The sequence below is a fragment of the Rhizobium sp. CNPSo 3670 genome, assembly GCF_057784555.1.
In genome coordinates, this window is record NZ_JBXSOL010000014.1 from 36,516 (window position 1) to 61,836 (window position 25,321).

Sequence of the window (25,321 nt, forward strand, 5' to 3'; positions counted from 1 at the left end):
TTGGAAAAGGTCTCCCTCCAACGTCAGACGGCCTCATGACTCTTCCGACAGCGACCTACCGGATACAGTTCCGCAACGGCATGACTTTTGATCGTGCCTGCGACCTCGTTCCCTATCTCAAGACGCTCGGCATCAGCCATCTCTATGCCTCACCGATCTTCACCGCCGTCAGCGGCTCGACTCACGGCTATGACGTCATCGACGCCAATGAGATCGATCCGGCGCTTGGCGGCCGCGCGGGGTTCGATCGGCTGACGGAGCGCCTCGCCTCGGCGGGCATGGGATTGGTTCTCGACATCGTTCCGAACCATATGGCCGCTTCGCCTGACAACGCCTGGTGGCGGGACGTGCTGACCTTCGGCCCGCAGAGCGCCTATGCCAGCCATTTCGACATCGACTGGGGCGAGCCGCTGACCCTGCCGCAACTCGGCCAGGATTTCGAAGAGGCGCTGGCTTCAGGCGAACTGCGCCTCGTGCGCGACGAGATGCACGGCAACTTCGCCTTGGCATATTTTCAGACGCTATTGCCGGTCAAACCCGGCAGCTACGGCGCGATCGCAAATCGGCTCGATGATCCGGTCGCAACCCGAATGGCCGAGGCCGCGGCGGTGACGTCAGGCGAGGACTTCGACCGCGCATTGCGCGACATCCTCTTCGAGGGCGGCGATCAGGCAGTCCTTCGGGAGAAACTCGAGGATGTCTCGTCTGATCGCGATTTCGTGAGAAGCCTGCACGACGAGCAGCATTGGCGGTTAATGCATTGGAAGGAAGCGGCGCGGCATCTGAGTTACCGTCGCTTCTTCGAGGTGACCGGACTGGTCGGGACCCGCGTCGAGGATCCCCAGGTATTCGAGGACATGCATCGGCTGGTGCTCGAACTCGTGCGCCATGGCAAGGTGCAGGGCCTGCGCATCGACCATGTTGACGGGCTTGCCGAACCCAAGGCCTATCTCGACAGGCTGAGGGCAGCTGTCGGGGCCGACACCTACATCGTCGTCGAAAAGATCGTCGGCGCGGGCGAGGTCCTCCCGGAAAGCTGGCCGGTTGCCGGCACCACCGGATATGAATTCATCGCCGCCCTCGGCGAGCTCTACATCGACGCCGACGGCCTGCGGATACTGGACGGTGCCTATCGCGGCCTCGCCGGCGAGGCGGGCGATCTCGAGGAGGGCCGGCGGCTAGCCAAACGACAGATGGTCGAGCGCAATTTTGCCGGCGAGACCGGCCGGCTGGTCGCGATGGCAGCGGGGATCTTTCCCGAGATAAACCGGGAAGAAATCGCCACCGCCGTGCGCGAGCTGCTGATCGCATTCCCCGTCTACCGCACCTATGGCGACGGCGGTCCGCTGAGCTGGCAGGATTCGGCCGTCCTTGCCGCGACCGCATCGCAGGTCATGCCGCGTCTCGACGACCGGCGCGCGCTCGATCACGTGCTGAAGCTTCTCGAAGGCAAGATTGACGGTGACGCAGCCCACGAATTCCGGATCCGCTTCCAGCAGCTGAGCGGGCCTGTCATGGCGAAGGCGACAGAGGATACGCTGTTCTACCGCTATAACAGGCTGCTTGCCGCAAACGAGGTCGGCGGCGAACCCGGAAAGGCACCCGAGGGGCCGGAAGGATTCCATCGTCGCATGGCCGAGCGGGCGCGGCTGCAGCCGCACGGGCTTTCGGCAAGCTCCACTCACGACACCAAACGCGGCGAGGATGCACGCGCGCGGCTCTATGTCTTGAGCGAGGGTGCGGATGTTTTTGCTCAGGCGGTAGGGCGGTGGCGCGACATGAACCGGCCGTGGCTGAAGCATCTGCCGGATGGTGCAGCGCCGGAGACGAACACCGAATGGATGCTGTATCAGGCGCTCGCCGGCGTCTGGCCAGAGGAATTCGACAGAGCACAAAGGGAAGACCTTCGCGCGCGCTTCACCGACTACGCGGTCAAGGCGGTGCGCGAGGCAAAATTGCGCAGCGACTGGACCGAACAGGATAACGCTTACGAGGAGGCGATCACAGCCTATGCGGCGGCGCTGGTGTCGCCGGACAATGACGCCTTTATGGAAGATTTCGAAAGAGTGCTGCAGCCCTTCATTGCGGCGGGGTACGTGAACAGCCTTTCGCAGACGCTGCTCAAGCTGACCGCGCCGGGAATTCCCGACATTTACCAAGGCGCGGAAGGCTTCGATTTCAGTCTTGTCGATCCCGATAATCGCCGGCCGGTCGATCATGCACAGCTGGCCGCCTGGCTTGATGAAGCCGGACCGATCGCCAAGCTTCAGGCGGCGGCCTTGAAGCAGCGCATCATCGCAATCGGCCTGCAGCTGCGCCAGCGGCACCCGGTTCTCTTTGCCCGGGGTGACTATCTGCCGTTGAAGACGACCGGCAGCCGCCGTGATCACGTGCTGGCCTTTGCCCGCGTGCACAACAGCGAATTCGCGATCACCGTCGCCCCGCGGCTGATGTTCGGCTGGCTCGATCCCGGCGCGCTTTTTGCCGGCCCGGAGTTCTGGGAAGATACGGCGATCGCGGTCCCCTCCCCTCTTCATGGGTTGAAGGCGGATCTCGTGACCGGAAAAACGATCGAGCCGGGAGGCAGCATTTCGGTGGCCGCACTGCTCGGGAGCCAGCCGCTCGGTCTGATCAGCCCGATTTGAGGATCGGGCGGGACCTGAGAAATCCGGCAATGCCACCACAGCGACACGCGAAGCGGCAGTTTTCGATAAATCGACATCGTTAAATTTGGTGCTTGACCTTCCAGTTGCTGGAAGGTGGATAAGCCTCTCCAACTGCCCTTCGGGCATAGGAGATAGTCATGGATACCAAGCACGAACACGACCACCATCACCACAGCCACGGCGACGGTCACTGCCATTGCGGCCATGATCATCAGGAGAAGGCGACCGAAGTGGTCATCCGCGATCCCGTCTGCGGCATGACGGTCGATCCGCAAGCCGGCAAACCCTCGTTCGACCACATGGGTCGTGTCTATCATTTCTGCTCCGAGAGTTGCCGGACGAAGTTTGCGGCTCAGCCGCAGGATTATCTGACGGCGAAGGATCCCGTCTGCGGCATGACCGTTGATCGTTCGACGGCAAAATACTTCGTCAAATTCGAGGGCGAGAAATTCTACTTCTGCTCGGCCGCTTGCCAAACCAAATTCGAGGCCGGTCCGTCGGCCTATCGCGACGGCGCCCGTCCGGCGGCAAAGCCGGCGCCGAAGGGTACGCTCTATACCTGCCCGATGCATCCGGAAGTCGTCAGCGACCGGCCCGGCGATTGCACGAAATGCGGCATGGCGCTGGAGCCGATGGGCATTCCTCCGGCCGATGAAGGACCTAGCCCGGAGCTTGTCGACTTCATCAGGCGGCTTTGGGTCAGCGCCGGCCTTGCCCTGCCGCTGCTGGCGCTCGGCATGGGGCCGATGCTCGGCCTGCCGCTTCGCGAGGCGATCGGCGAGCCACGGGCAACCTATATTGAGCTAGCCCTCGCAACGCCGGTCGTGCTGTGGGCCGCCCTGCCCTTTTTCCGCCGCGCATGGGCCTCTCTCGTCAATCGCAGCCCGAACATGTGGACGCTGATCGGCCTCGGCGTCGGCACCGCCTATGTCTACAGCGTCATCGCCACACTTGTCCCCGGAATTTTCCCGATGAGCTTTCGCGGCCATGGCGCCACCGTGCCTGTCTATTTCGAGGCGGCCGCCGTCATCGTCGCCCTGGTCTTCGTCGGCCAGGTGCTGGAATTGAAGGCACGCGAGCGGACCGGCTCGGCGATCCGCGCGCTGCTCGACCTCGCGCCGAAGAGGGCGCGGCGCATTGATGCCGATGGCAGTGAGAGTGACGTGCCGGTAGAGGAGATCCGGACCGGCGACCGGCTGCGCGTGCGCCCGGGCGAGCGCGTACCGGTGGACGGTTCCGTCCTGGAGGGCCAGTCGACGGTCGACGAATCGATGATATCGGGCGAGCCCCTGCCCGTCGAGAAGACGACGGGCGACGGGCTGACCGGCGGCACGATCAACAAGAACGGCTCTCTCGTCATGTCGGCCGAGAAAGTCGGCGCAGACACGGTGCTGTCTCGTATCGTCGACATGGTCTCGAAGGCGCAGCGTTCGCGGGCGCCGATTCAGGGCGCGGTCGACCGGGTGTCGGCCTTCTTCGTGCCCGCCGTCGTCGCCGTCGCCATGCTTGCCTTCGTCGTCTGGGCAGCGATCGGGCCGGAGCCGAGCCTGGCAAACGCGCTGCTTGCCGCCGTCGCCGTTCTGATCATCGCCTGCCCCTGTGCGCTCGGCCTTGCGACGCCGATGTCGATCATGATCGCAACCGGGCGCGGCGCTGGCGAAGGCGTGCTGATCAAGGACGCCGAAGCGCTGGAGCGCTTTTCCAAAGTCGACACGCTGATTGTCGACAAGACCGGCACGCTGACCGAAGGCAAGCCCGTGCTTACCGACATCGTCGCCGCAGGCGGCGTCGAGGCGAACCGGCTGCTGTCGCTGGCCGCAAGCCTTGAGCGCGGCTCGGAGCATCCGCTGGCCGAGGCGATCGTTGCCGGCGCCGAAGAGCGCGGTGCCGCCTTCGTGGAGGTGAGCGGGTTCGAGGCGAAGACCGGCAAGGGGGTCCAAGGCATAGCCGACAGTACAAAGGTGGCACTCGGCAATGCGGCGCTGCTCACCGATCTCGGCGTCGATCCGTCGGCGCTGTCGGAGAAGACCGAAGCCCTGCGCGGCGATGGCAAGACGGTGATGTTCGTGACCCTCGACGGCAAGCTCGCCGGTCTCGTCGCCGTCGCCGACCGGATCAAGCCGACGACATCAGCTGCCATCAAGGCGCTGCACGACAGCGGGCTGAAGATCATCATGGCGACCGGCGACAACGAGCGCACGGCGCGGGCGGTCGCGAGAAGCCTCGGCATCGACGAGGTCCGCGCCGACGTGCTGCCGGAAGGCAAGAAAGCGCTGATCGAGGAACTGCGCGCCAAGGGCGCGGTGATCGCCATGGCAGGCGACGGCGTCAACGACGCCCCGGCTCTTGCGACAGCCGATGTCGGCATCGCCATGGGCACCGGCGCCGATGTTGCAATGGAAAGCGCAGGCATTACCTTGGTCAAAGGCGATCTCAATGGAATCGTCAGGGCACGGCGGCTGGCGGAGGCGACGATGCGCAATATCCGCCAGAATCTCGGCTTCGCCTTCGGCTATAACGCGCTCGGCGTTCCGGTCGCTGCCGGGATCCTCTATCCCGTTTTCGGCTTGCTGCTCTCACCGATGATCGCGGCGGCGGCGATGAGCCTCTCGTCCGTATCGGTGATCGCTAATGCGCTGAGACTGCGCTTTGCAAAATTATAGGAGACGGCCATGAATATCGGCGAAGCATCTGAGCGGTCCGGCCTGCCTTCGAAGACCATCCGCTACTACGAGGATATTGGCCTGATCCGCCCCGAAAGGGGCGGAAACGGCTATCGCGACTATGCTGCGGCCGATGTTCACAAGCTGCGCTTCCTGCAGCGTTCGCGCGGCCTCGGCTTTTCCGTCGAGGAATGCCGGCAGTTGCTGGCGCTTTATGAGGACAAAGCCCGGGCGAGCGCCGATGTCAGGGACATTGCCGAGACGAAACTCGGAGAAATCGACCGCAAGATCCGCGAGCTGACGGAACTTCGCCGCACCCTCGAGCACCTCGTGCATGCCTGCCATGGCAACGACCGACCGGATTGCCCGATTCTCGAAGAGCTCTCGGAGGGTCGCTGACCATCCTGGGAAAGCCGGAAGGCTCTAGCTGACCGTCTGGAACGGCGCCGGCTCGGCGGGCTCGTCCTCGTCGCCGTCGTCAAACACGCCCTCATCGAGGCGGTGCTTGATCGCAAGCGCGTAAATCACGTCGAGAATATTGCGGTCTTTGAGATGAGGATCGGTCAGAGCGAGAAGCGAAGCTCTGACGATCTTCTTGCTGGTGGCTTTCGGGCATCGCGCCTTGACGAAATCATAGAGTGCCTCACCCGTCAGCCCTTCCATGGCGCCGTCCACGAGAGCTTCGTAGACCCGCTTCTTTTCCTTCATCCTATATCGTCCCCGCAAATCAGCGGCGTGATGATCTGTCATGTAATTGTCATAAACAATCGCCGATTTAAGGGCCTGCGCTGACGGGTGGTATTTCCCCGCATCATTTTTTATGCCGCCGGGAATAAAATCCGCAGCGGTTGCGTATACTCAAGCATGGAACGCAAAGACCGCCCCTTCGATGTCATCGGACAGCTTGCAGCGCTGCGGCGCTATGCGCGCGCCCTGGTGCGCAACTCGGACGAGGCGGAGGACCTGGTGCATGATGCTCTGGTGCGCGCCTTAGAGAAGAGAAAAAGCTTCCGAAGCGGTGGCAATCTGCGCACCTGGCTGCTTTCCATCCTGCACAATGCCCATATCGATCGTCTTCGCCGGAACCGGTCGCTGACGCGTCGCCACGACGAAGCGGCTGTCGAAGGCGAGCAGTCGCTGCCGGCCGGCCAGGAACATGCGGTGCGCCTGCAGCAGGTGCGCGACGCCTTCTTCGACCTGCCGGAGGAACAGCGCGAGGCGCTGCATCTCGTTGCCATCGAAGACCTTTCCTATCAGGAAGCCGCCAATGCGCTCGGTATTCCGATCGGCACCCTGATGTCGCGCATCTCCCGTGCCCGGGCGCAACTGCGCGAATTCGAGGAGAAGACGCCGCGCGTTTCGCATCTCAAATTAATCGGAGGGAGCGGCAATGAAAGCAGTTGATCCGATCATCGATGCCGATCTCGATGCCTATGTCGATGGCGAGCTCGATGTCGCGCGCCGTATTCAGGTCGAGTCCTATCTCTCGGAGAATCCGGCGATTGCCGCCAAGGTCATGGCCGATCTCAGCATGAAAGGTGAGCTGCGCTTGGCGCTTGCCGGCGAAAATGCCCTCGGCCGTCCTGAGACCCGCGATGCCGCCCGCCGGCTGGAGCGCGGCCTTTCCTATGGCCGTATCCTTCATTCCATGCAGCGCATCGCCGCCGTCGGCATTCTGGTCACCGCCGGCTGGGTGGCACATAATTCCTTCGGCGCTTTTTCGGCGACCGAGGTGGCGGCTTCCGTTCCGGCGCCTGCTTATGTCGAGGATGCCGTCCGCGCCTATCAGACCGCGGCCCTTCGCGCCTCGATGCCTTCGCAGACCCCGACCAGCTACAGTGCCGAGGACATCCGCGCCGCCACCGCGATCGTCATGCCTGAGTTGCCGAAAGACTGGAAGATCGCCGACGTGCAGATATTCCCGTCCGAATTCGGACCGAGCGTCGAGATGGCGATCACGGTGGCCGATGGAAAACGGCTGTCGCTTTTCGCCGTCCGGCCGGGAGCCTTCGAAGTCCGGCCGGTCAGCCATCTCGCACTCGAAAAAGCAGAAGCCGCCTATTGGCAGATCGGCGACGTCGCCTATGCGCTGATCGCCGACGATAGCGGCCTCAATCTCGATCAGGCGGCCGAACGGCTCGCCCGCTCGCTCTACTAGTTCAAACCGAGGAGATCAGCATGAACCCGATCAATCCCCGCTATGGAGCCGTCGCCGGCTCACAGGCCCTTTTCGACGAGGGTCTGCGTCAGCATATGCTGCGCGTCTACAACTATATGGGCCTTGGCCTCGTCATCACCGGCATCGTTGCCTTCATCGTCGGCTCGACGCCGGCGCTTTATGTCCCGATCTTCGGCTCACCGCTGAAGTGGGTGGTGATGCTCGCGCCCCTCGCCTTCGTCTTCTTCTTCTCCTTCCGCATCCAGACGATGTCGGCGAGCACCGCTCAGATCACCTTCTGGGCCTTCTGCGCCGTGATGGGTCTGTCGCTTGCCTCCGTCTTCCTGGTCTTCACCAAGACGAGCATCGCCCAGACCTTCTTCATCACCGCGGCCATGTTCGGCTCCACCAGCCTTTACGGCTACACCACCAAGCGTGACCTCTCGAAGATGGGCTCGTTCCTGATGATGGGTCTCTTCGGCATCATCATCGCCGCCATCGTCAACATCTTCCTGGGTTCGAGCGCGCTGCAGTTTGCCATCTCGGTGATCGGCATCGTCGTCTTCGTCGGCCTGACCGCCTACGACACGCAGAACATCAAGGAACAATATTCGGAAAATTTCGATCAGGAATCGAACCAGAAGCTTGCCGTTTTCGGTGCGCTCTCGCTCTACCTGAACTTCGTCAACATCTTCCAGCTTCTGCTCAACTTCACCGGCGAGCGGGAATAGGACCGCGCTTCTGGGGGCAATGGAAGCGCAAGAGCGTCCGGTCTGCAATCTGTGACAGGATGGCAGACCGGGCGCTCACTCTCAAAGGTACGGCCGGAGGTCCACCCGGCCGGTTTTTTATTTCAGATGATGCCCCAGGCGCGATAGCGGCCGCGGCCGGTGATTTCACGAATGCCGATCTCGTTGACGAGGTTCAGCGCGCCGCGCGGCGTGATGCGCAGCTGACGGGCGATCATCGCTGCCGACACCATCGGCCGCGACAGGATGAAATCGGCAAGCTCCGGCAGGCTGCTGTTCGAGCGACGGCCGCGAAAGCGCAGCTCCATTTGCGTGCGGGCCAGCGATAACCGGTCGATTTCCTTGAGGCCGGCCGCCGCAGCCAGCTGCATCGCTTCGAGAAAAGCTTGCAGCCGCGTCACCCGGTCACGGGCCCGACGCCGCTCGTGGCGCACCAATTTCAGCCCGCCGTAAAAGGAAAAGAGATGCGAAGCGACCTTGCCGCGGGCGCGCAGGTAGCTTTCGACCAGAAGCCCGCCGAGCCAATGCTGACGCCGCAACGGCTCGATCCTGTCCCAGGCTTCGAACAGGATCACGGCGCCTAGAACCGGCGGTAGGTTGTCGGCCAGGGGCAGCACACACCGCCACTCCGAAAGCCGCTGCTCCTCATCCCATTCCTCGTCGCCAAGCAGGCCGAGAGGGTCATCGTTGCGCTTGGCCGGCGATATTGCGGCCGCCTCGCCGGGCGGCGCTTTGCCCGTATGGATGTCGATGAGCTTCTGCGAGCGGGCAAGAATGGCATCGATCTCGGCCATTTCGGCGGCGAGCGGCGCGTCTTCATCCTCGCCCTCATCGTCGGCCTCGACCGAAGCCGCACGGCTCTTGGCTTCCTGAGTGAGGCCCTCCCCTTCCCCTGTGGTCGCTGTCAGCGTTGCCAGCCCCGAGGCGCCGAGAGCCCAGGACGGTTCGCCGGTCCATATGCGCCGACGCGTCCGCAGCACCGAATGGGCGATCGTCAGCTCGTGGCTAGGAGCGCGGCTATCCATATGCGCGTCGTGCAGAACGAGATCCTCGACATGAACGAGCTCGCCGGCAATCCATAACGCACCTGCAGCATCGAAAAAGTGACTGCGTTCAGCAAATCCCACACCAACCGACGAACGCAACACCCGCTCGTCCAGTCGCGCCACCGCATCCTCCGCCGCGGCAAGCAATGGAAGCAGGGTTTGGAGCATTACACCGTCGATATCATAGCGCATTGTTAAGCTTTATGGTTTTTCACAAATGGAAGCAAAATAGCCATTTCCTTCCGCCATCTATGACATGGTTAACGGTTTGTTTCAACAAGAGCGCGGGGAAGGAAGCGAAGAAGATCGCCGATCCACAATCCCTTTAACCTCTGCAACTGACGCGAAGCTTTTGGGGCGTTCATCCGGTTTTTCTCGCCATCGGACCATTGGCCCGCATCAACGCCATCAGCATCGGACCGAGCGAGAATTCACCGCGCTCCGCCCGCCGCGTCAGATCACGCAGATAGCCGCCCGCCGAATTGATATGGCCGCCGCGTTCGAGAATGCAGGCGATTACCGTGGCAGCATTTTCCGGCCCCATAACATCGCAGGCCTGCTGGTAGGCGCTGGGACTGACGCCGAGAGTGGAACGGACGACGACGGCGGCGACCATCAAATCCCGCCAGCTGCCGATCCCGCCACCCGGCCCATAGGCAACAATCTCGGGGCAAGCCTGCAGCACCATGGCAAGGGGGAAGGATTTCGGTGGCTCCCGCCACGGCCGCGCTTCTTCCTCCGGCTTTGCGCCCTGCTTCGTTTCGAAGCTTGGTTCAAGTTCAGAGATGGGGTGTGGGTTTGAATTATGTATGTGCCGACCGTTTTGGCTGTCATTGGCGTCTGTTTCTTTTGCTTTTGTCTTCGATTCCAGCGTCTTGACGATCAGTTCGCGGAAGCCTTCGAGATCGGTCAGCAGACTCCGGATCTCCGCGGTCGATGGCCGGCGCGGCAGGCTTGCCGAGAGGTGATTGAAATGCTGCTGCATCTCGATCCATTCGCCGGCAATTTCCTCTTCCAGCGCGATCTCGATGAGCTTGGCGATATCACGCCGGCAAAGGCTCAGCCGCTCCCTCAGACGCTTCCATTCAAGCTTGTCGGCAAGCACCTGCGCTGCCTGGGCTTCGATCTCGCGAGCGCGCACGAGGAGTGGCGCCAGGCTGAAGCCGAAGGCTTCCCCAAGCCCGCCCTCGCCGTTGCGGCGGGCAAAACGTTTTCCGTTCGGACTGTCGCGCCGGATGATCAGGCCTGCCTCCACCAGCATCGCCAGATTTCGCCGCAGCGTCGTTCCGGCCATGCCATGGGTGCGCAGCGACAACTGCTCATTCGACGGAAAGACGACGAAACCGTTGGCCTCGGCAATCTCGTTCTTCGGATAGAAGGTCAACAGCGCGTTGAGAACGGCAAGCGCACGGTCGGACACGCCGATCATGCTCTTTGCTTCGCAGAGCGCGCGAAAGATCTTCCATTTGTCGACCGATGCGTCCGCATCGATCCTGCTGGCGCTTTCCTGACTTGCCAGCATGCCAAGCGTCATCGATCGCCGCCCGAAGGGCGTCGATACATATTGAGGCTCCATGTCCCTCACCTTTTTTCAAGGCAAAAGAAATCTACCATCCAAAAGGATGCCGAAGATGCTTGACACTGATTCGAGGAAGTGCGATTCTCAGATTGTCCAGATATGAGAAAGGCTTCCGCGACGGCAACGTTCGGAGGCTTTTTTCTTTTGCGGCCTACTCTCCTGCTTGCAACTTGCCGGCCTGATAGGCTTCGTAAAGCTCATCGAGACGGCGTGAAATGTAAGCGCCGAAATCCGGCGCATCGCCTGTTTTCAACGCGATTGTGAAGGAATTGCCGGCGCGTCTGATTCGGCCGGCAATCTTGCCGCCGTTCTTCGGCTTCCAGTCATATTCGGAGGGCTCCGGCTTCGCCTCTTTCCTGGCGAGTTCGGCGACCAGAAGCTCGAATCGGCGGTCGCTCTCCTCCGCCCTGAACCCATCCGAGGCGATAAGCTTCGCAAGCCGCGGCGCCGCCGTCCCATTCCAGTCTTGGGCAAGCGCCATCCACTTGCGTCGTCCGATACCGGACGCGGCCCCCACCGACCTGATGATTTCGGCCGGAATGGCCTTGGCGACCGACAACAGCTTCGATAGCTCCGTCTTGTCTGTAGACAGCGCCTTCATGATGACAGGACGCTCAAAACCCTTGAGCTCGAGATTGAGAGCGAAGACGGCGCGTTCGATATAGGAAAGGTTCCGGCGCGCAGAATTCTCGATGCCCTGCGCAATAACGACATCGGTGTCGTCGAGCTGACGGACGATCGCCTGCACCTTGCGTCCGAGCAGCTTGACGGCCTGCAGCCGGCGATGGCCGTAGGCGATCTGGTAACGCTCGCCGACTTCGGGATGTCGCCGAACAAGGATCGGCACTTCCTGGCCATTGTCGGCAATCGACTGCACCAGCTCGTCCTCAAGATCGAGCGGCTGGTCGGCAAGGCGGTCGCGGACGAAGGAAGAATCGATCAGATCGGGATCGAGTTCTACGATGCGCTCGCCGGAGAGCAAAGCTTCCTGCATCGCCCTGCTCTCTTCCTCCATGCGGCCGAGGGTCAGCGCCATTGTCCGCACCGGCCCGGCCGATCCGCGCGAAGACGGCTCCTCGTAGTTGGCCGCGGCCAACTCCTGCGCCGTATCGTCGAAAAGACCTTTTAGGCGATCGCGTCTACTCATGTGCGGCCCCAGGCTTTGTGAATGCCGGCAAGAACCTCGCCATTGGCAGCGTTGACTGATTCCAGCGCCCGGTCATACGTCGAGCGGCGCACCTGCCCCTTCTCAATTTCGTAAAGCGTCTGCTTCGTCAGCCCGGCATCTGCGATTGCTGTCGATTTGAGGATGGTTGCCGTCAGCACGTCGTCACCGAAGAGGCTGCGCAGCAGCGCGACGATCTGCGACTGCGGCGCATCAAAGGGTTCGTGGCGGGTGACGACATATTTGATGAAGTCGTGCTGCAGGTCGCCGCCGGCCCTGCGAACCACAGAGAGAAGATCCGAGGTCATCAACAGGAACTGCGACATGGAGGCGACATCGACCATCTGCGGATGGATGGTGATGAGCAGCGACGTGGCAGCGCAAACGGCACCGAGGGTGAGGTAGCCGAGCTGCGGCGGGCAGTCGATCACCACCACGTCGTAATCGGCCTCGACCTCGGCAATCGCGACGCCGACGCGGCGGAAAAACAGCTCGGCCGGCTTCTGGCGATCATTGAGCGCCCGCGGCGTCTCATGCTCGAACTCCATCAGTTCGAGATTGCCGGGCACCAGATCGAGTCCGTCGAAATAGGTCTTGCGGACGATCTCCTTCAGCGGCTTACGAGCCGCATCGTAGCGAATGGCCCCATAAAGTGTATCGCCGTCGGAAAGATCGAATTCCGGCTGAACGCCCAGCATGGAGGAGAGCGAGGCCTGCGGGTCGAGATCGATCGCCAGTACCCGGTAGCCCTCCAGCGCCAGATATTGCGCCAGATAGAGTGTCGTCGTCGTCTTGGCCGAACCACCCTTGAAATTGGTGACGGCGACCGTCTGCAGCTTTTCGCCGGGGCGACGCCACGGGAGATAACTCAGCGCGTCCTTCGGCTTGAGGTTCGCCATGTAGTGGCGCAATTCATTGATCTGCCCGAGCGTATAGGAGCGTCGACCATTTGAGGAAAGCTCCGGCTGCGGCCCCTTGCCATCCAGCGAAAGCTGGCGAAGATAACCATCGGAAACGCCGATCATCTGGGCGGCTTCGCCGGAAGAAAATGTGCGCAGCGTCTTCTGCGCAAGCGGCGGAAACAGCTTGTCGCGGAGAAGCTTCAGTTGGCGCGAAAGCTGGTTCGCATGCCGCTCGATCCGCACGTCCGTCGTCGATACGCTAATGTTGTCCAAAACACCCAATCCTTTTCGATGCGCTTTTCTGTCAACATAGCGTCAAAAAGCGTATCGAAAGTGACACGATTCGGCATTTGCAGCAAGAATAGGGCTCCGGCGCGTCCACAGGCTCGGTTGGCCGCGGCCAACTCGCTGCTCTGCCCTTGCAGCGAGCCGGCTTTTTCGGCAAGACCGCCAGGAACCACGGGAGTATCGGCTTGAGGCACATCCTTATCATCGGCATCGGCACGGGCAACCCGGAGCATCTCACCATGCAAGCGATCAAGGCGATGAATGCCGCCGATGCGATCTTCCTACCGGTCAAGGGCGCAGGCAAGGAAGAGCTCGCCGCGGTTCGGCGTGACATCTGCGAGCGCTACATCACCCGGCCAGGCGTCAGGATATCGGAATTCGAGGTGCCGCAACGGCAGACAGCAGAGAGAACCTATGCGGAAAGCGTCGACGCATGGCATGGCGAAATCGCCCGCATCTATCTACAGCTGATCTCCAGCCTCCCCGATGAAGGCAGCGGCGCCTTTCTCGTCTGGGGTGATCCCAGCCTCTACGACAGCACGATCCGCATCATCGAACGCGTGCGGCAGGCCGCCGGCCTGGATTTCGACTTCAGCGTCGTTCCCGGCATCACCAGCATCCAGGCCCTGGCGGCCAGCCACAAAATCCCGCTCAACCTCGTCGGCAAGCCGGTTGAGATCACCACCGGGCGCAGGCTAGCGCGCGACGGGCTCCAGGCTGCTTCAACGGTCGTCATGCTCGATGGCGAACAGGCCTTTACGAAGATCGACGATCCAGACGCAGAGATCTTCTGGGGCGCCTATCTCGGCACCGGGGACGAGATCATCCGGTCGGGACGGCTCGCAGACATCGCCGCCGATATTCAGGCGCTGCGTTCCGAGGCGAGACAGCGGCACGGCTGGATCATGGACATATATCTGCTGCGTAAGGGACGCGACTTCGAGGAATAGCCGGCGCCGTCATGTTTTGCCGCACCGGCCGCGATCATGTAAGAGATGATCAGAGGATTGAGAATGGGCACGAAGGCCGCCAAGGCAATCGACAGGACAGGCGAGGCGGATCTCGATGATCGGCCGACGGCGAAGCCACGCCCGCGCGGCGCCTGCCCGGCCCTTGCCGCACCGATGCCGACCGGCGATGGTTTGCTCGTAAGGTTGCGTCCGGCCGGTGGCGCCTTGACGCTAGCGCAATTCTCAGCGCTTGCCCGCTCGGCTGCAGAGCATGGAAACGGCATCTTGGAAATCACCGCCCGCGGCAACCTGCAGATCCGCGGACTGCGGGCTGAAACCGTCAAGCGGCTCGCCGCCGATATCGATGCCGCCGGGATCGCCGTGCCGGACGGGCCGGCAATCGAAATATCGCCACTGCACGGTATCGATCCTGAGGAGACAGGCGATCCAGCAGCACTGGAAAAGACCTTGCGCAGCAAGCTCGCACAGCTGCTCGCCTCGCCGCGGCTCGCGCCAAAACTCTCCCTCATTATCGACGGCGGCGGAGCGTTCGGTTTGTCGGCGCTCTCGGCCGATATCCGTATCGTCGCACAGCCCGGCGCACAATGGCTCGTAGCGATCAACGGCGATGACGAGACGGCAACGCCTGTGGCGAAGGGTGCAGCAGAAGCGGCGATATCGGCCGTTGGCGAAATTTTCGATCTGCTGGCGGTCAGGCAGTGCCTGCGAGCGAGGGATATCGATCCGGCCCTTCTGCGAGCGCGCTTTCCCGCTATGGACATCATCCGATTTCTTCCGTCACATCAAAAACAGACGCCGCTTTCCGGCTTGCACCGGCTGAAGGACGGAAAACACGTGCTTGGTGTGCGGCCGGAATTCGGCCAGATGCGGGCCCCCGATTTGACCGCCCTGCTCGACGACGCAACAGCTCACGGCGCAACAGCTATCCGACTTGCGCCCGGCCGCGGCTTCTTCTTCACCGGCTTTCCGGCAGGGGCCGCGCCTGCTCTGCAGATAACTTCGAGCAAACATGGCTTCACCGTGCAACCCGGCGAGAAAAGCGAATATGTCGCGGCCTGCGCCGGCGCCGGCGCCTGCGGCTCCGCTTTTTACGAGACGAGAGCCCTGGCGCACCGCCTCATTACCGCAGCACCCGTTCTCTTCGACGGATCTCTGACGTTCCATCTCTCCGGCTGTTCGAAAGGCTGCGCCCATGCCGGGCCGGCGCTGACGCTGACCGGATCGGCGGATGGTTTCGGTCTCATTCTCAACGGGCTTGCTTCAGATCTGCCGGATGAACGGATCGCTGGCAGTCGGATCGATTTCGCTATAGAGAGGCTCGCCCGGTTCATCGAAGACAACAGGAACGCTGGCGAATCGGCCGCCGCCTGCCTTACACGGCTTGGCGCAATCGGCGTTTCGAAGGCGCCGCGACAGGAATAAGAATGCCAGACTACGATTACATCCGCAGCGGCGACGCGATCTACGAGCGTTCCTTTGCGATCATCCGCGCCGAGGCCGATCTTTCGCTTTTCACCGAAGACGAGGCTGAAATTGCCGTTCGCATGATTCATGCTTGCGGCCTGGTGGAAGCGGCGAAGAATTTCCTCTTTTCCACCGATTTCGTCAGCACCGCACGCGATGCGCTGAAGGCCGGCGCGCCGATCTTCTGCGATGCGGAAATGGTGTCGCATGGCGTCACGCGGGCGCGGCTGCCGGCGCTGAACGAGGTGGTCTGCACGTTGCGCGATCCCGCAACGCCGGAGCTCGCACGCGAGATCGGCAATACACGCTCGGCCGCCGCCATGCATCTCTGGCTCGATCGGCTCGGCGGGAGCATCGTCGCGATCGGTAACGCCCCGACCGCGCTCTTTCATCTGCTCGAACTCCTGCGCGACGGCGCGCCGAAACCCGCGGCGATCCTCGGCATGCCCGTCGGGTTCGTCGGCGCAGCCGAATCGAAGGATGCGCTGGCAGAAAATTCCTATGGCGTTCCCTTCGCCATCGTGCGAGGCCGGCTCGGCGGCAGCGCCATGACGGCTGCCGCCATCAATGCGCTGGCAAGGCCGGGCCTATGACGACACCAGGCCGTCTCATCGGCGTCGGCACGGGTCCCGGCGATCCCGAGCTTCTGACCCTCAAGGCCGTGCGCGCCATCGAACGCGCGGATGTCATCGCTTACTTTGCCAAGCAGGGCAGGGGCGGTAACGGCAAGGCGATCGTTGAGCCGCTGCTGAAACCTTGGGTCACTCTGCTGCCGCTCTACTATCCCGTCACCACCGAGATCGACAAGAATGACGAACGCTATCAGAGCCTGATCACCGAGTTCTACGACCGATCTGCAAGAGACATTGCCGGGCATCTCGACGCCGGGCGGACCGTCGCCGTTCTCAGCGAAGGCGACCCGCTCTTCTACGGCTCCTATATGCACCTGCACGTCAGGCTTTCCACGCACTACCCCACTGAAGTGATCCCCGGCATCAGCGCCATGTCGGGCTGCTGGTCGCTGGCCGGCATGCCGATCGTCCAGGGCGACGACGTGCTTTCCGTACTGCCCGGGACGATGGCCGAAGGCGAACTGACGCGGCGCCTTGTCGATACCCAAGCTGCCGTCATCATGAAGGTCGGCCGCAATCTGCCGAAAATCCGCCGGGCGCTTTCGGCAGCCGGCCGGCTTGCGGACGCCCTCTATGTCGAGCGCGGCACCATGGCGAACGCGGCGATGGAAAAGCTTGCCGACAGGAGCGACGGCGATGCGCCCTATTTGTCGCTCGTGCTGGTGCCGGGCTGGGAGGGCAGCCGATGAGTGGCAGGCTTTTCGTCATCGGCACCGGTCCCGGTAATCCCGAGCAGATGACGCCGGAAGCGCTGGCCGCCGTCGATGCGGCGACGGATTTCTTCGGCTACGGACCTTATCTCGAACGGCTGCAGCTCCGCTCCGATCAGCTGCGGCATGCGTCGGACAATCGCGAGGAGCTCGACAGGGCAGAGGCGGCGCTTTCCATGGCAGCGGATGGCGCTAACGTCTGCATCGTCTCCGGCGGCGATCCCGGTGTCTTCGCCATGGCCGCTGCCGTCTGCGAGGCAATCGAGAACGGGCCGGCGGCGTGGCGCGCCGTCGATCTTACCGTGCTTCCCGGCGTCACGGCGATGCTGGCGGTGGCAGCAAGAGCCGGGGCGCCGCTTGGGCACGATTTCTGCGCAATATCGCTATCAGATAACCTAAAGCCTTGGAATATCATCGAAACTCGGCTTGAACTGGCGGCAAAGGCGGGCTTCGTCATCGCGCTCTATAATCCGATCAGCCGGGCGCGGCCGTGGCAACTCGGCGAGGCTTTCAAGCTGCTGCGCGACCATCTGCCGGCAACAACCCCGGTGATTTTCGGGCGCGCGGCCGGGCGGGCAAACGAGCACATCGCGGTGCAGCCGCTATCGCAAGCGGATGCATCGATCGCCGATATGGCGACCTGCATCATCATCGGCTCCGCCGAAACGCGAATCGTCGCGCGTTCCGGCAAGCCCGACCTGGTCTACACGCCGCGTTTCATGGCGGGAGGAAAGAGGTGATCGACCGCCGCAAGCGCCGCCTCGACGGTTTCGACCCATGTGATGATTGGCGACGGCGCGCGCGCCACCATCATCACCTCGATGCCGAGCAGGCGCGCCGCCTCGATCTTCGCATAGGTGGCGGTGCCGCCGCTGTTCTTGGCAATGACGACGTCGATATGATGCTGCCTCAGCAAAGTGCATTCGCTTTCCAGCGTGAAGGGGCCGCGATCGAGGATGTATTCGGCATTCGCAAGCCTAAGCGGCCGTTCGACGGGGTCGACGCTGCGGATGAGATATTGATGTTGCGGCGCCACTTCTGCGTGGTGAGCGCCCTGCCGGCCCGTCGCCAGGAAGACATGGCGGGGAGATTGGCCGAGCGCCTCGATGGCCGCCGGGATGCTCTGCACTTCCCGCCAGCGATCGCCCGGCAAGCGTTGCCATTCCGGACGACGCAGAGCGATCGCAGCGAGAGGGGAGGCCGCGGCCGCGATGGCGGCATTTTCGGAAATTCGTTCGGCGAAAGGGTGCGTGGCGTCGATAAGCAGCCCGTAGCCGCCGGCTTTCAAAAAGTCGGCCAGCGCCATGGCACCGCCGAAACCACCAATACGGACCGGAACAGGCTGCTCGGCCGGTTTCTCGGTACGTCCTGCCAGCGACAGCAGAATATCGCAATCATCACGCGCCGCGAGCGCTTCGGCGAGCAGGCGCGCTTCGCTCGTGCCGCCGAGAATCAGGATGCGAAGTCTTCCCATGTCTGATGTCTTTCCCACTTGCAGCAAGCGCTGGCTGACTATTATCGGCATCGGCGAAGATGGTCCAGCAGGGCTGGGCGAGGAGGCGAAGAGGCTGATCGCCACCGCACCGGCGGTGTTCGGCGGAACGCGGCACCACGCCCTTGCCGCATCGCTGATATCGGGCGAAAAACTTGCCTGGCAGAGCCCGTTCGAGCGCTCGGTCGATGCCGTCCTTGAACGGCGCGGCACGCCTGTCGTCGTGCTCGCCTCCGGCGATCCGTTTCTCTATGGAGTCGGCGCAACCCTCTGCCGCCGTGTCGCGGCGGAAGAGATGCGCGTCATTCCCGCGCCTTCGGCCTTCAGCCTTGCCGCCTCCCGGCTCGGCTGGCCGCAGCAGGACGTGACGACGATCTCGCTGCATGGACGCCCGCTCGACCTTGTCCGACCGCATCTGCACCCCGGGCGGCGCATCATTGCTCTGACCTCTGATGAAAATGGTCCCGGCGAACTTGCTGCCTTGCTTGTCGCCATCGGCTTCGGTCAGTCGAGACTTACCGTACTCGAAGCGTTGGGCGGTGCGCGGGAACGACAGAGACACGCCGTGGCATCGGATTTCGATCTCACTGACATCGATCCCCTGAACGTCTGCGCGCTCGAGGTTACGGCAGGGAAGGGGGCTCGCATCCTGCCTTTTGCCGCAGGTCTCGAGGACGATTTGTTCAAGCATGACGGTCAGATCACCAAACGGGAAATCCGGGCGATGACGCTTTCGGCGCTTGCGCCACGTCACGGCGAACTGCTCTGGGATATCGGCGCCGGCTCGGGATCGATCGGCATCGAATGGATGCTGGCCGATCCATCGCTGAAGACGATCGCCGTCGAGCAATCGCCGGAGCGGGCGGCGCGGATTGCCCGCAACGCAACTGCCCTCGGCGTGCCGCATCTGGCCGTTGTCGAGGGTTCAGCTCCCGATGCGCTGAGAGGCCTGCCGGAACCGGATGCGATCTTCCTCGGCGGCGGCGGCAGCGTACCTGATGTCATCGACACTGCCATCACTGCGCTGAAGCGGGGAGGGCGGCTCGTCGCCAATGGCGTGACGCTTGACATGGAGGCGGCGTTGATCTGCGAACATGGCAAACGCGGCGGCTCCCTCACGCGGATCGAAATATCGCGCGCTGCGCCGCTCGGCAGCATGAGCGGCTGGCGGCCGGCGATGCCGGTGACGCAATGGCGCTGGACGAAAGGATAGCGGGATGACGGTGCATTTCATTGGAGCGGGGCCGGGCGCCGCGGATCTGATCACAGTGCGTGGCCGCGATCTCGTGGCCCGCTGCCCGGTCTGCCTCTATGCCGGCTCGATCGTCTCGCCGGAACTGCTGCAATATTGCCCTCCTGGGGCGCGCATTATCGATACTGCCCCGATGTCGCTCGATGAGATCGAGGCGGAATATCTCTGCGCTGCCGCCGCGTGCCAGGATGTCGCCCGGCTGCACTCCGGCGACCTCTCCGTCTGGAGCGCGGTCGCCGAACAGGTGCGCCGGCTGCAGAAGCACGGAATCGCCTATACGATGACACCGGGCGTTCCGGCCTTTGCGGCCGCGGCCGCGGCACTCGGACGAGAACTGACGATCCCGGCCGTCGCCCAAAGCCTGGTGCTCACCCGCGTTTCCGGCCGCGCCTCGCCGATGCCGAACGACGAGACGCTGGCGAAATTCGGCGCGACGGGCGCCACACTCGCGATCCATCTGGCAATCCATGCGCTGAAGCAGGTCGTGGAGGAACTGACACCCCTCTACGGCGCCGATTGCCCGGTCGTCATCGTCGTCAAGGCCTCATGGGCGGACGAGCGCATCCTGCGCGGTACGCTGTCCGATATCGAAGCAAAGGTTGCGGCCGAACCGATCGAACGCACGGCGATCATCTTCGTCGGACCGTCGCTCGAGGCGGAAGATTTTCGCGAGAGCTCGCTCTATGATCCGGCCTATCAGCGTCGATTCCGAAGCCGGGAATAGTGGGTTACGATCGACCGCTCGCCGGCGGCCGATCGTGAAGAGAAGCGTGCATCGGGCTTCAGACCCGCGTGGTCAGATAATCCATGCTGGCGCGCAGCGCAGCGGCCGGGTCCTTGACCGCATGAACTTCCGCAGCAAAGGGTTCGAAGGAGAACGGACCCTTATAGCCCGCCTGCAGCAGCGCCTTGATCTGCCCGGCATTGTCGAGTCGGTCGTCGCCGTTCACGAGCACGCGATGGGAGTCACGCATATCGGCAATGGAAACCGAGGGATCGCTGACGCCGGAAATATGCACGAGGCCGGCCAGTTCGGGGAAGGTCGCGGATTCGCCGGCAAGGTGATGGTGGAAGGTGTCGTGAACGAGCTTGAAGGTCGATTGGGCGCCGAGCTCCTTGATCGCCTCGGCCGCCTCTGTCTTTGAGCGCAGCGAGCAGATCTCGAAACCGAGCGGCTCGACGAGGCCGATAATGCCGGCCTTATCCAGCATCGGCTTCAGTGCGGACAACGCCTCACGCAGATTGGCCTGCCGTTCGCCGTCCGCGCAGCCTGTGCCGTCGTTCTTCGGAACGAGGACGAGCGCCTTGGCGCCCGATGCGCTGGCATAGTCGATCAATTCCTGCGCTTCCCTGGCGCGCGTTTCATTCCATTCGTTGAAGCGCTGCAGGGCGTTGATCGAAATGATCGTCAGGCCGTGGCGGGCGGCGGCCTCTCTGATCGCTTCGGGCTTGGTGCCGTCGAGAATGGCATTGCCGGAAAGGTCGTTGCGGATCTCGACCGAGTCGATGCCGAGCAACTTTGCCAGCGCGAAGAAATCATCGATTGCGAGGGACGGCGCAGCCATATGGTTCAGCGCAAAACGGATCGAAGTCATGACGGATATCTCCTCCTCATCTCCGCGACATAAGCGGAGCGGTATTCGTGAATGGGCGAGCGAATCTCTATCCGAATTTACCGGGCAAACCATCCGTCATCGCCGGCGCTCGCCCTCATTGCTGAAAGAATTTCAGCCGAGATGAGAGAATTCCATCATTCCCTAGATATTCTCGGAAATGTAGATGTCGAAAGGCAGGAAGGATTGGCCGGGAACGGCGGCCTCACCATGCTCTATCGCGCCGAGCATCAGCGATAAAAGCTCCTTGCAGAGCGCGGGCAGGGGCGTGGCGACCACCATGGTGACGATGTCGTCGGCGAGACCGGCCTTGCTCTCCGGCGTCAATTCATTGACGACAAGCACGATCCGGCCGCCGACACCTTCTTCACGGAACGCCGAAATTGCCCCCTCCATGCCGCCGCCGCAGACATAAAGGCCGACGAGGTCGGGATGTTTCTGCAGCAGCGTCAGCGTTGCCTCATGGGTGATTTCGGCGGTCTCGAGGTTGATCAATGTTTCGACGACATCGAATTCCGGCGCGTTCTCCCGGAAATAGGAGCGGAAACCGATCTCCCGCAGTTCATGGCCGTGGAAGCGGTGACTGCCGACAAAACAGGCGACCTTGCCTGGCCTGTGCGCGGTGCGCGCAATCATCCACGCGGCGGTGCGTCCCACCTTGCGGTTGTTGACGCCGACATAGGCGTCGCGCACGCCAGTGGCGAGATCGGAGAGCAGCGAGAAGACGGGGATGCCGCGCTCCTTCAATTCCTCCACCGCGGTGGTCACCGCGGGATAGTCCGGGCCGACGACGGCTACGGCCTGATTGCGGGCGCCGAGCGATTTGATCTTCTCATTGATGGCGGCAGGGGTCGTCGCAGACGGGTATTCGATCTGGATTTGGAGACGGGCGGTGGTGACGGCGCGCGCCGCTGTTTCGATTTCGCGGGCGAAGGTCTGATAGAAGGCCTGCGTCGGCTTCTGCAACAGGAAGGCGAGCTTGTATTGCGGCAGATCTTCGAAGACGCGCTGCCGGATGAGGCCGACGGCGTGATAGCCGATCTCCTGCGCCGCATCATAGACCCGCCGCGCCGTTTCCTCCCGCACACGATGACGGGCGTTGAGAACGCGGTCGACGGTGGCGACGCTGACGCCGGAGGCGCGGGCGAGATCGGAGATGGTGGGGCGGCGCATGGGGTCCCTGATGTATTCGCTCATGGATGCGAGCCATTCATGATGGCTTTTGATAGATTACATCAAGCCTGCATTGAGCGTCGCCCAAAGTCAACCTAATCTCTCGGCAACAGTATAGGAGGCGGATAATGGCGAGCCAGACAAAGAAGCGTGACTACGACCTGCTCGGGGAAAGCAGTCGCACCGCGGTGGAGACGGGATTGGCGGCTGCCGAATGGTATCACACGGAGATTCCGCGCAAGGAGATGAAGGCGCTGATGCAGCGCTCCGATGCGCCGGCGATCCGTGACACCGCCATCTGGCTCGGCAGCATGGTCGTCTTTGCCGGTCTCGGCATCTATTTTTGGGGTTCCTGGATCGCGCTGCCCTTCTTTCTCGCCTATGGCGTGCTCTATGGCTCAGCCTCCGACAGCCGCTGGCACGAATGCGGCCATGGCACCGCCTTCAAAACGCGCTGGATGAACGATGCCGTCTACCAGATCGCCTGCTTCATGATCATGCGCAATCCGGTGACCTGGCGCTGGAGCCATACGCGCCACCACACCGATACGGTCATCGTCGGCCGCGATCCGGAAATCGCCGTCATGCGGCCGCCGGATCTCTTCCGGCTGGTTCTTAATTTCTTCGGCATCCTCGATGTCTGGCATGCGATGGTCGATATGCTGCGCAACGCCTTCGGCGTCATCAGCGCGGCGGAAAAGACCTTCATTCCGGAGATGGAGCAGCCGAAGGCGATCCGCTTCGCCCGTATCTGGCTGGCCGTCTATCTGGCGACGATCGCCGTCGCGGTCGCCACCGGCTCGATCCTGCCGCTGATGCTGATCGGCCTGCCGCGCCTCTACGGCGCCTGGCACCACGTGCTGACCGGGCTCCTGCAGCATGGCGGCCTAGCTGACAACGTCATCGATCACCGGCTGAACAGCCGCACGGTCTATATGAACCCCATCAGCCGTTTCATTTATTGGAACATGAACTACCACGTCGAACATCACATGTTCCCGATGGTGCCCTATCACGCGCTGCCCCGGCTGCACGCAATGATCAAGCACGATCTGCCGGCGCCGAACCGATCCATCTGGTCGGGCTACCGCGAGATGATTCCGGCTTTCCTGCGCCAGTTGCGCAACGAGGATTATTTCTTGAGGCGGGAACTGCCGGCCACCGCGCGGCCCTACCGCGAGGAATTCCACAACGAACTCGCCCCGGCGGCGCAATAATCACAATCGAGGAAAATGAAAGATGAGCGGAAACTGGATCGAAGTTTGCGGCAAGGACGAGATCGACGAAGAGGATGTCATCCGCTTCGATCATGGCGGGCGCACCTTCGCGGTCTACCGCAGCCCCGACGACGAATTCTTCGCCACCGACGGGCTCTGCACACACGAACATATCCATCTCGCCGACGGGCTTGTCATGGATGAAATCATCGAATGCCCGAAACATAACGGCCGCTTCAATTACAAGACGGGCGAGGCCAAGGGTGCGCCGGTCTGCGTCAATCTCAGGACCTATCCCGTAAAGGTCGAAGGCGGCTCCGTCTTCATTTCGGTCTGAGGGAGGCTGATGTGGCTCATTTCGTCATCCTCGGTGCGGGCGAATGCGGTGCCCGCGCCGCTTTCGCTCTGCGGGAAAAAGGTTTTGCCGGCGAGATAACGCTCGTTGGCGCCGAACCCCTTCACCCCTATGAGCGGCCGCCCCTTTCCAAGGCGTCTGCTGCCGATGCCGGCGATCCGAAATTCATCGCAGCTGCGGAAAAATACGCCGAAAGCGCCATCCGGCTACTGACCGGCATTGAGGCCAGGGATTTTGATCCTGCCTCCCGGACGGTCATGCTTGCGGATGGCACCACGCTCTCCTACGACAAGCTTCTGCTGACGACGGGCGCGGCCGCCCGATCGTTTCCCGGCGCCCCGGAAGGCAATCCGCATATTCGTTCGCTTCGCACCCACGATGATGCGGCCGCCCTGCGCGAAGCCATGAAGCCGGGGCGGCATATCGCCATTATTGGCGGCGGCTTCATCGGGCTGGAACTTGCCGCGACGGCGCGCTTGCTTGGCGCCGACGTCACCGTTATCGAGGGGCTGGAGCGGGTGCTGAAACGCGGCGTGCCGGAAGAGATCGCCCATCTGCTCACCGAACGCCACCGGGCCGAAGGTGTCGATATCCGCTGCGGCGTCTCGATCGAGACATTGACCGAGGAAAGCGGGAAGGCCGTCGTCAAACTATCGACCGGCGAGGTGGTAGAGGCCGATCTCGCCCTCGTCGGCATCGGCGCGCGGCCTAATGTCGACATCGCCGAAAGGGCGGGGCTTGCAATCGAAAACGGCATTGCCGTCGACACTTATCTGCGGACCTCCGCGCCTGATGTTTTTGCCGCCGGCGACTGCTGCTCATTTCCGCTGCCGGTCTATGGTGGCCGGCGGGTAAGGCTCGAATGCTGGCGCAATGCCCAGGAGCAGGGCACACTGGCCGCAGCCAACATGCTCGGCCTCGGCGAACCCGTTTCATCCGTGCCGTGGTTCTGGTCGGATCAATATGACATGACGCTGCAGATAGCGGGCCTCTCCGAAGGGGCGGCTCTGCATCTGCGTCGCGACCTCGGCCCACACGCGTTCATTCTCTTTCACCTCAACCTCGATGGCCGGTTGATCGCCGCCAGCGGCATCGGACCGGGCAATGCCGTGGCGCGTGACATCAGGCTTGCGGAAATGTTGATCGCGGCTGGCGCCCATCCAGACCCTGCTGCGCTGGCAGCAAGCAACATCAAGCTGAAATCTCTTCTGGCCGCCTGAGCCTCC

24 protein-coding genes are annotated in these 25,321 nt (G+C 62.6%); 16 read left to right on the top strand and 8 right to left on the bottom strand.

The annotated features are described in order from the left end of the window. Positions 1 to 35 precede the first annotated feature (35 nt). The 3 genes from treY to cueR all read left to right on the top strand — a co-directional run bounded on the left by treY (position 36) and on the right by cueR (position 5,728). Positions 36 to 2,645, top strand: a complete 2,610-nt coding sequence (gene treY / locus AC13QO_RS16360; protein WP_488541246.1) for a malto-oligosyltrehalose synthase — start codon at positions 36 to 38, stop codon at positions 2,643 to 2,645. A 158-nt stretch (positions 2,646 to 2,803) separates the two neighbouring features. Then, entirely contained in the window at positions 2,804 to 5,329 is a 2,526-nt protein-coding gene (locus tag AC13QO_RS16365; RefSeq protein WP_488541247.1) for a heavy metal translocating P-type ATPase, read from the top strand. A gap of 9 nt (positions 5,330 to 5,338) precedes the next feature. Continuing rightward, positions 5,339 to 5,728, top strand: coding sequence for a Cu(I)-responsive transcriptional regulator (gene cueR, locus AC13QO_RS16370; protein WP_085780618.1), 390 nt, complete (start codon positions 5,339 to 5,341; stop codon positions 5,726 to 5,728). Between the two features lie 24 nt (positions 5,729 to 5,752). Here the strand turns inward: cueR and AC13QO_RS16375 are convergent, their stop codons facing one another. Continuing rightward, the gene (locus tag AC13QO_RS16375) at positions 5,753 to 6,037 is read right to left on the bottom strand and encodes a hypothetical protein (protein WP_221138897.1); all 285 of its coding nucleotides are present in this window, start codon (positions 6,035 to 6,037) and stop codon (positions 5,753 to 5,755) included. 156 nt (positions 6,038 to 6,193) lie between these two features. Here AC13QO_RS16375 and AC13QO_RS16380 point away from each other — a divergent pair, with 156 nt between their 5' ends. From AC13QO_RS16380 to AC13QO_RS16390, 3 genes are read left to right on the top strand one after another with little or no spacing between them, the layout of a single operon-like run. Then, positions 6,194 to 6,733, top strand: a complete 540-nt coding sequence (locus tag AC13QO_RS16380; RefSeq protein WP_085780616.1) for a sigma-70 family RNA polymerase sigma factor — start codon at positions 6,194 to 6,196, stop codon at positions 6,731 to 6,733. Then, entirely contained in the window at positions 6,720 to 7,487 is a 768-nt protein-coding gene (locus tag AC13QO_RS16385) for an anti-sigma factor family protein (RefSeq protein ID WP_488541248.1), read from the top strand. Before AC13QO_RS16380 ends, AC13QO_RS16385 begins: the two co-directional genes overlap by 14 nt. A 20-nt stretch (positions 7,488 to 7,507) precedes the next feature. Beyond that, positions 7,508 to 8,218, top strand: coding sequence for a Bax inhibitor-1/YccA family protein (locus AC13QO_RS16390; RefSeq protein ID WP_488541249.1), 711 nt, complete (start codon positions 7,508 to 7,510; stop codon positions 8,216 to 8,218). A 122-nt stretch (positions 8,219 to 8,340) separates the two neighbouring features. Here the strand turns inward: AC13QO_RS16390 and AC13QO_RS16395 are convergent, their stop codons facing one another. The 4 genes from AC13QO_RS16395 to repA form a co-directional block, all read right to left on the bottom strand. Further along, complete coding sequence (locus AC13QO_RS16395; RefSeq protein WP_488541250.1) at positions 8,341 to 9,474, bottom strand: RHE_PE00001 family protein; 1,134 nt, start codon at positions 9,472 to 9,474, stop codon at positions 8,341 to 8,343. Positions 9,475 to 9,643: 169 nt separating this feature from the next. After that, complete coding sequence (gene repC / locus AC13QO_RS16400) at positions 9,644 to 10,858, bottom strand: plasmid replication protein RepC (RefSeq protein ID WP_488541251.1); 1,215 nt, start codon at positions 10,856 to 10,858, stop codon at positions 9,644 to 9,646. A 154-nt stretch (positions 10,859 to 11,012) separates the two neighbouring features. After that, positions 11,013 to 12,008: a plasmid partitioning protein RepB gene (gene repB / locus AC13QO_RS16405; protein ID WP_488541252.1), complete on the bottom strand. Its 996-nt coding sequence runs from the start codon at positions 12,006 to 12,008 to the stop codon at positions 11,013 to 11,015. Further along, on the bottom strand, positions 12,005 to 13,201 hold the full coding sequence (gene repA / locus AC13QO_RS16410) for a plasmid partitioning protein RepA (RefSeq protein ID WP_085781242.1): 1,197 nt from the start codon (positions 13,199 to 13,201) through the stop codon (positions 12,005 to 12,007). The genes repB and repA overlap by 4 nt, the downstream gene beginning before the upstream one ends. Positions 13,202 to 13,401: 200 nt before the next feature. Here repA and cobF point away from each other — a divergent pair, with 200 nt between their 5' ends. The 5 genes from cobF to AC13QO_RS16435 all read left to right on the top strand — a co-directional run bounded on the left by cobF (position 13,402) and on the right by AC13QO_RS16435 (position 17,733). Next, on the top strand, positions 13,402 to 14,166 hold the full coding sequence (cobF, locus tag AC13QO_RS16415; protein ID WP_085781240.1) for a precorrin-6A synthase (deacetylating): 765 nt from the start codon (positions 13,402 to 13,404) through the stop codon (positions 14,164 to 14,166). Between the two features lie 63 nt (positions 14,167 to 14,229). Continuing rightward, positions 14,230 to 15,609, top strand: a complete 1,380-nt coding sequence (gene cobG, locus AC13QO_RS16420) for a precorrin-3B synthase (protein ID WP_488541253.1) — start codon at positions 14,230 to 14,232, stop codon at positions 15,607 to 15,609. 2 nt (positions 15,610 to 15,611) lie between these two features. Beyond that, positions 15,612 to 16,244, top strand: coding sequence for a precorrin-8X methylmutase (locus AC13QO_RS16425; protein WP_285195045.1), 633 nt, complete (start codon positions 15,612 to 15,614; stop codon positions 16,242 to 16,244). Further along, positions 16,241 to 16,972, top strand: a complete 732-nt coding sequence (locus AC13QO_RS16430; RefSeq protein ID WP_488541254.1) for a precorrin-2 C(20)-methyltransferase — start codon at positions 16,241 to 16,243, stop codon at positions 16,970 to 16,972. The genes AC13QO_RS16425 and AC13QO_RS16430 overlap by 4 nt, the downstream gene beginning before the upstream one ends. After that, complete coding sequence (locus AC13QO_RS16435; protein ID WP_488541255.1) at positions 16,969 to 17,733, top strand: precorrin-3B C(17)-methyltransferase; 765 nt, start codon at positions 16,969 to 16,971, stop codon at positions 17,731 to 17,733. Before AC13QO_RS16430 ends, AC13QO_RS16435 begins: the two co-directional genes overlap by 4 nt. Here the strand turns inward: AC13QO_RS16435 and AC13QO_RS16440 are convergent. Beyond that, positions 17,697 to 18,467, bottom strand: coding sequence for a cobalt-precorrin-6A reductase (locus tag AC13QO_RS16440; protein WP_085781235.1), 771 nt, complete (start codon positions 18,465 to 18,467; stop codon positions 17,697 to 17,699). The two genes, AC13QO_RS16435 and AC13QO_RS16440, sit on opposite strands and share 37 nt — an antisense overlap. Between AC13QO_RS16440 and cbiE the strand changes: the two genes are divergently transcribed. Both cbiE and cobM read left to right on the top strand, forming a co-directional pair. Then, a complete protein-coding gene (gene cbiE, locus AC13QO_RS16445) occupies positions 18,466 to 19,698 on the top strand; it encodes a precorrin-6y C5,15-methyltransferase (decarboxylating) subunit CbiE (RefSeq protein WP_488541256.1) in 1,233 nt (410 codons plus the stop codon). The two genes, AC13QO_RS16440 and cbiE, sit on opposite strands and share 2 nt — an antisense overlap. Positions 19,699 to 19,702: 4 nt before the next feature. Then, positions 19,703 to 20,461, top strand: a complete 759-nt coding sequence (cobM, locus tag AC13QO_RS16450; protein WP_488541257.1) for a precorrin-4 C(11)-methyltransferase — start codon at positions 19,703 to 19,705, stop codon at positions 20,459 to 20,461. Between the two features lie 58 nt (positions 20,462 to 20,519). Here cobM and AC13QO_RS16455 read toward each other — a convergent pair whose 3' ends face one another. Both AC13QO_RS16455 and AC13QO_RS16460 read right to left on the bottom strand, forming a co-directional pair. Further along, positions 20,520 to 21,332, bottom strand: coding sequence for a TIM barrel protein (locus tag AC13QO_RS16455; protein WP_488541258.1), 813 nt, complete (start codon positions 21,330 to 21,332; stop codon positions 20,520 to 20,522). A gap of 162 nt (positions 21,333 to 21,494) precedes the next feature. Continuing rightward, a complete protein-coding gene (locus AC13QO_RS16460; RefSeq protein ID WP_085781298.1) occupies positions 21,495 to 22,523 on the bottom strand; it encodes a LacI family DNA-binding transcriptional regulator in 1,029 nt (342 codons plus the stop codon). A gap of 128 nt (positions 22,524 to 22,651) precedes the next feature. On the opposite strand from AC13QO_RS16460, the gene AC13QO_RS16465 reads away from it, so the two are divergent. From AC13QO_RS16465 to AC13QO_RS16475, 3 genes are read left to right on the top strand one after another with little or no spacing between them, the layout of a single operon-like run. Continuing rightward, the gene (locus AC13QO_RS16465; protein ID WP_488541259.1) at positions 22,652 to 23,740 is read left to right on the top strand and encodes a fatty acid desaturase family protein; all 1,089 of its coding nucleotides are present in this window, start codon (positions 22,652 to 22,654) and stop codon (positions 23,738 to 23,740) included. Positions 23,741 to 23,762: 22 nt separating this feature from the next. After that, positions 23,763 to 24,077 (top strand): MocE family 2Fe-2S type ferredoxin, encoded by a 315-nt coding sequence (locus AC13QO_RS16470; RefSeq protein ID WP_097598764.1) that lies wholly within the window; start codon positions 23,763 to 23,765, stop codon positions 24,075 to 24,077. Between the two features lie 11 nt (positions 24,078 to 24,088). Further along, positions 24,089 to 25,315 carry an NAD(P)/FAD-dependent oxidoreductase gene (locus AC13QO_RS16475; RefSeq protein ID WP_488541260.1) on the top strand — a complete coding sequence of 409 codons (1,227 nt, stop codon included), beginning with the start codon at positions 24,089 to 24,091 and terminating at the stop codon, positions 25,313 to 25,315. Positions 25,316 to 25,321 lie beyond the last annotated feature (6 nt).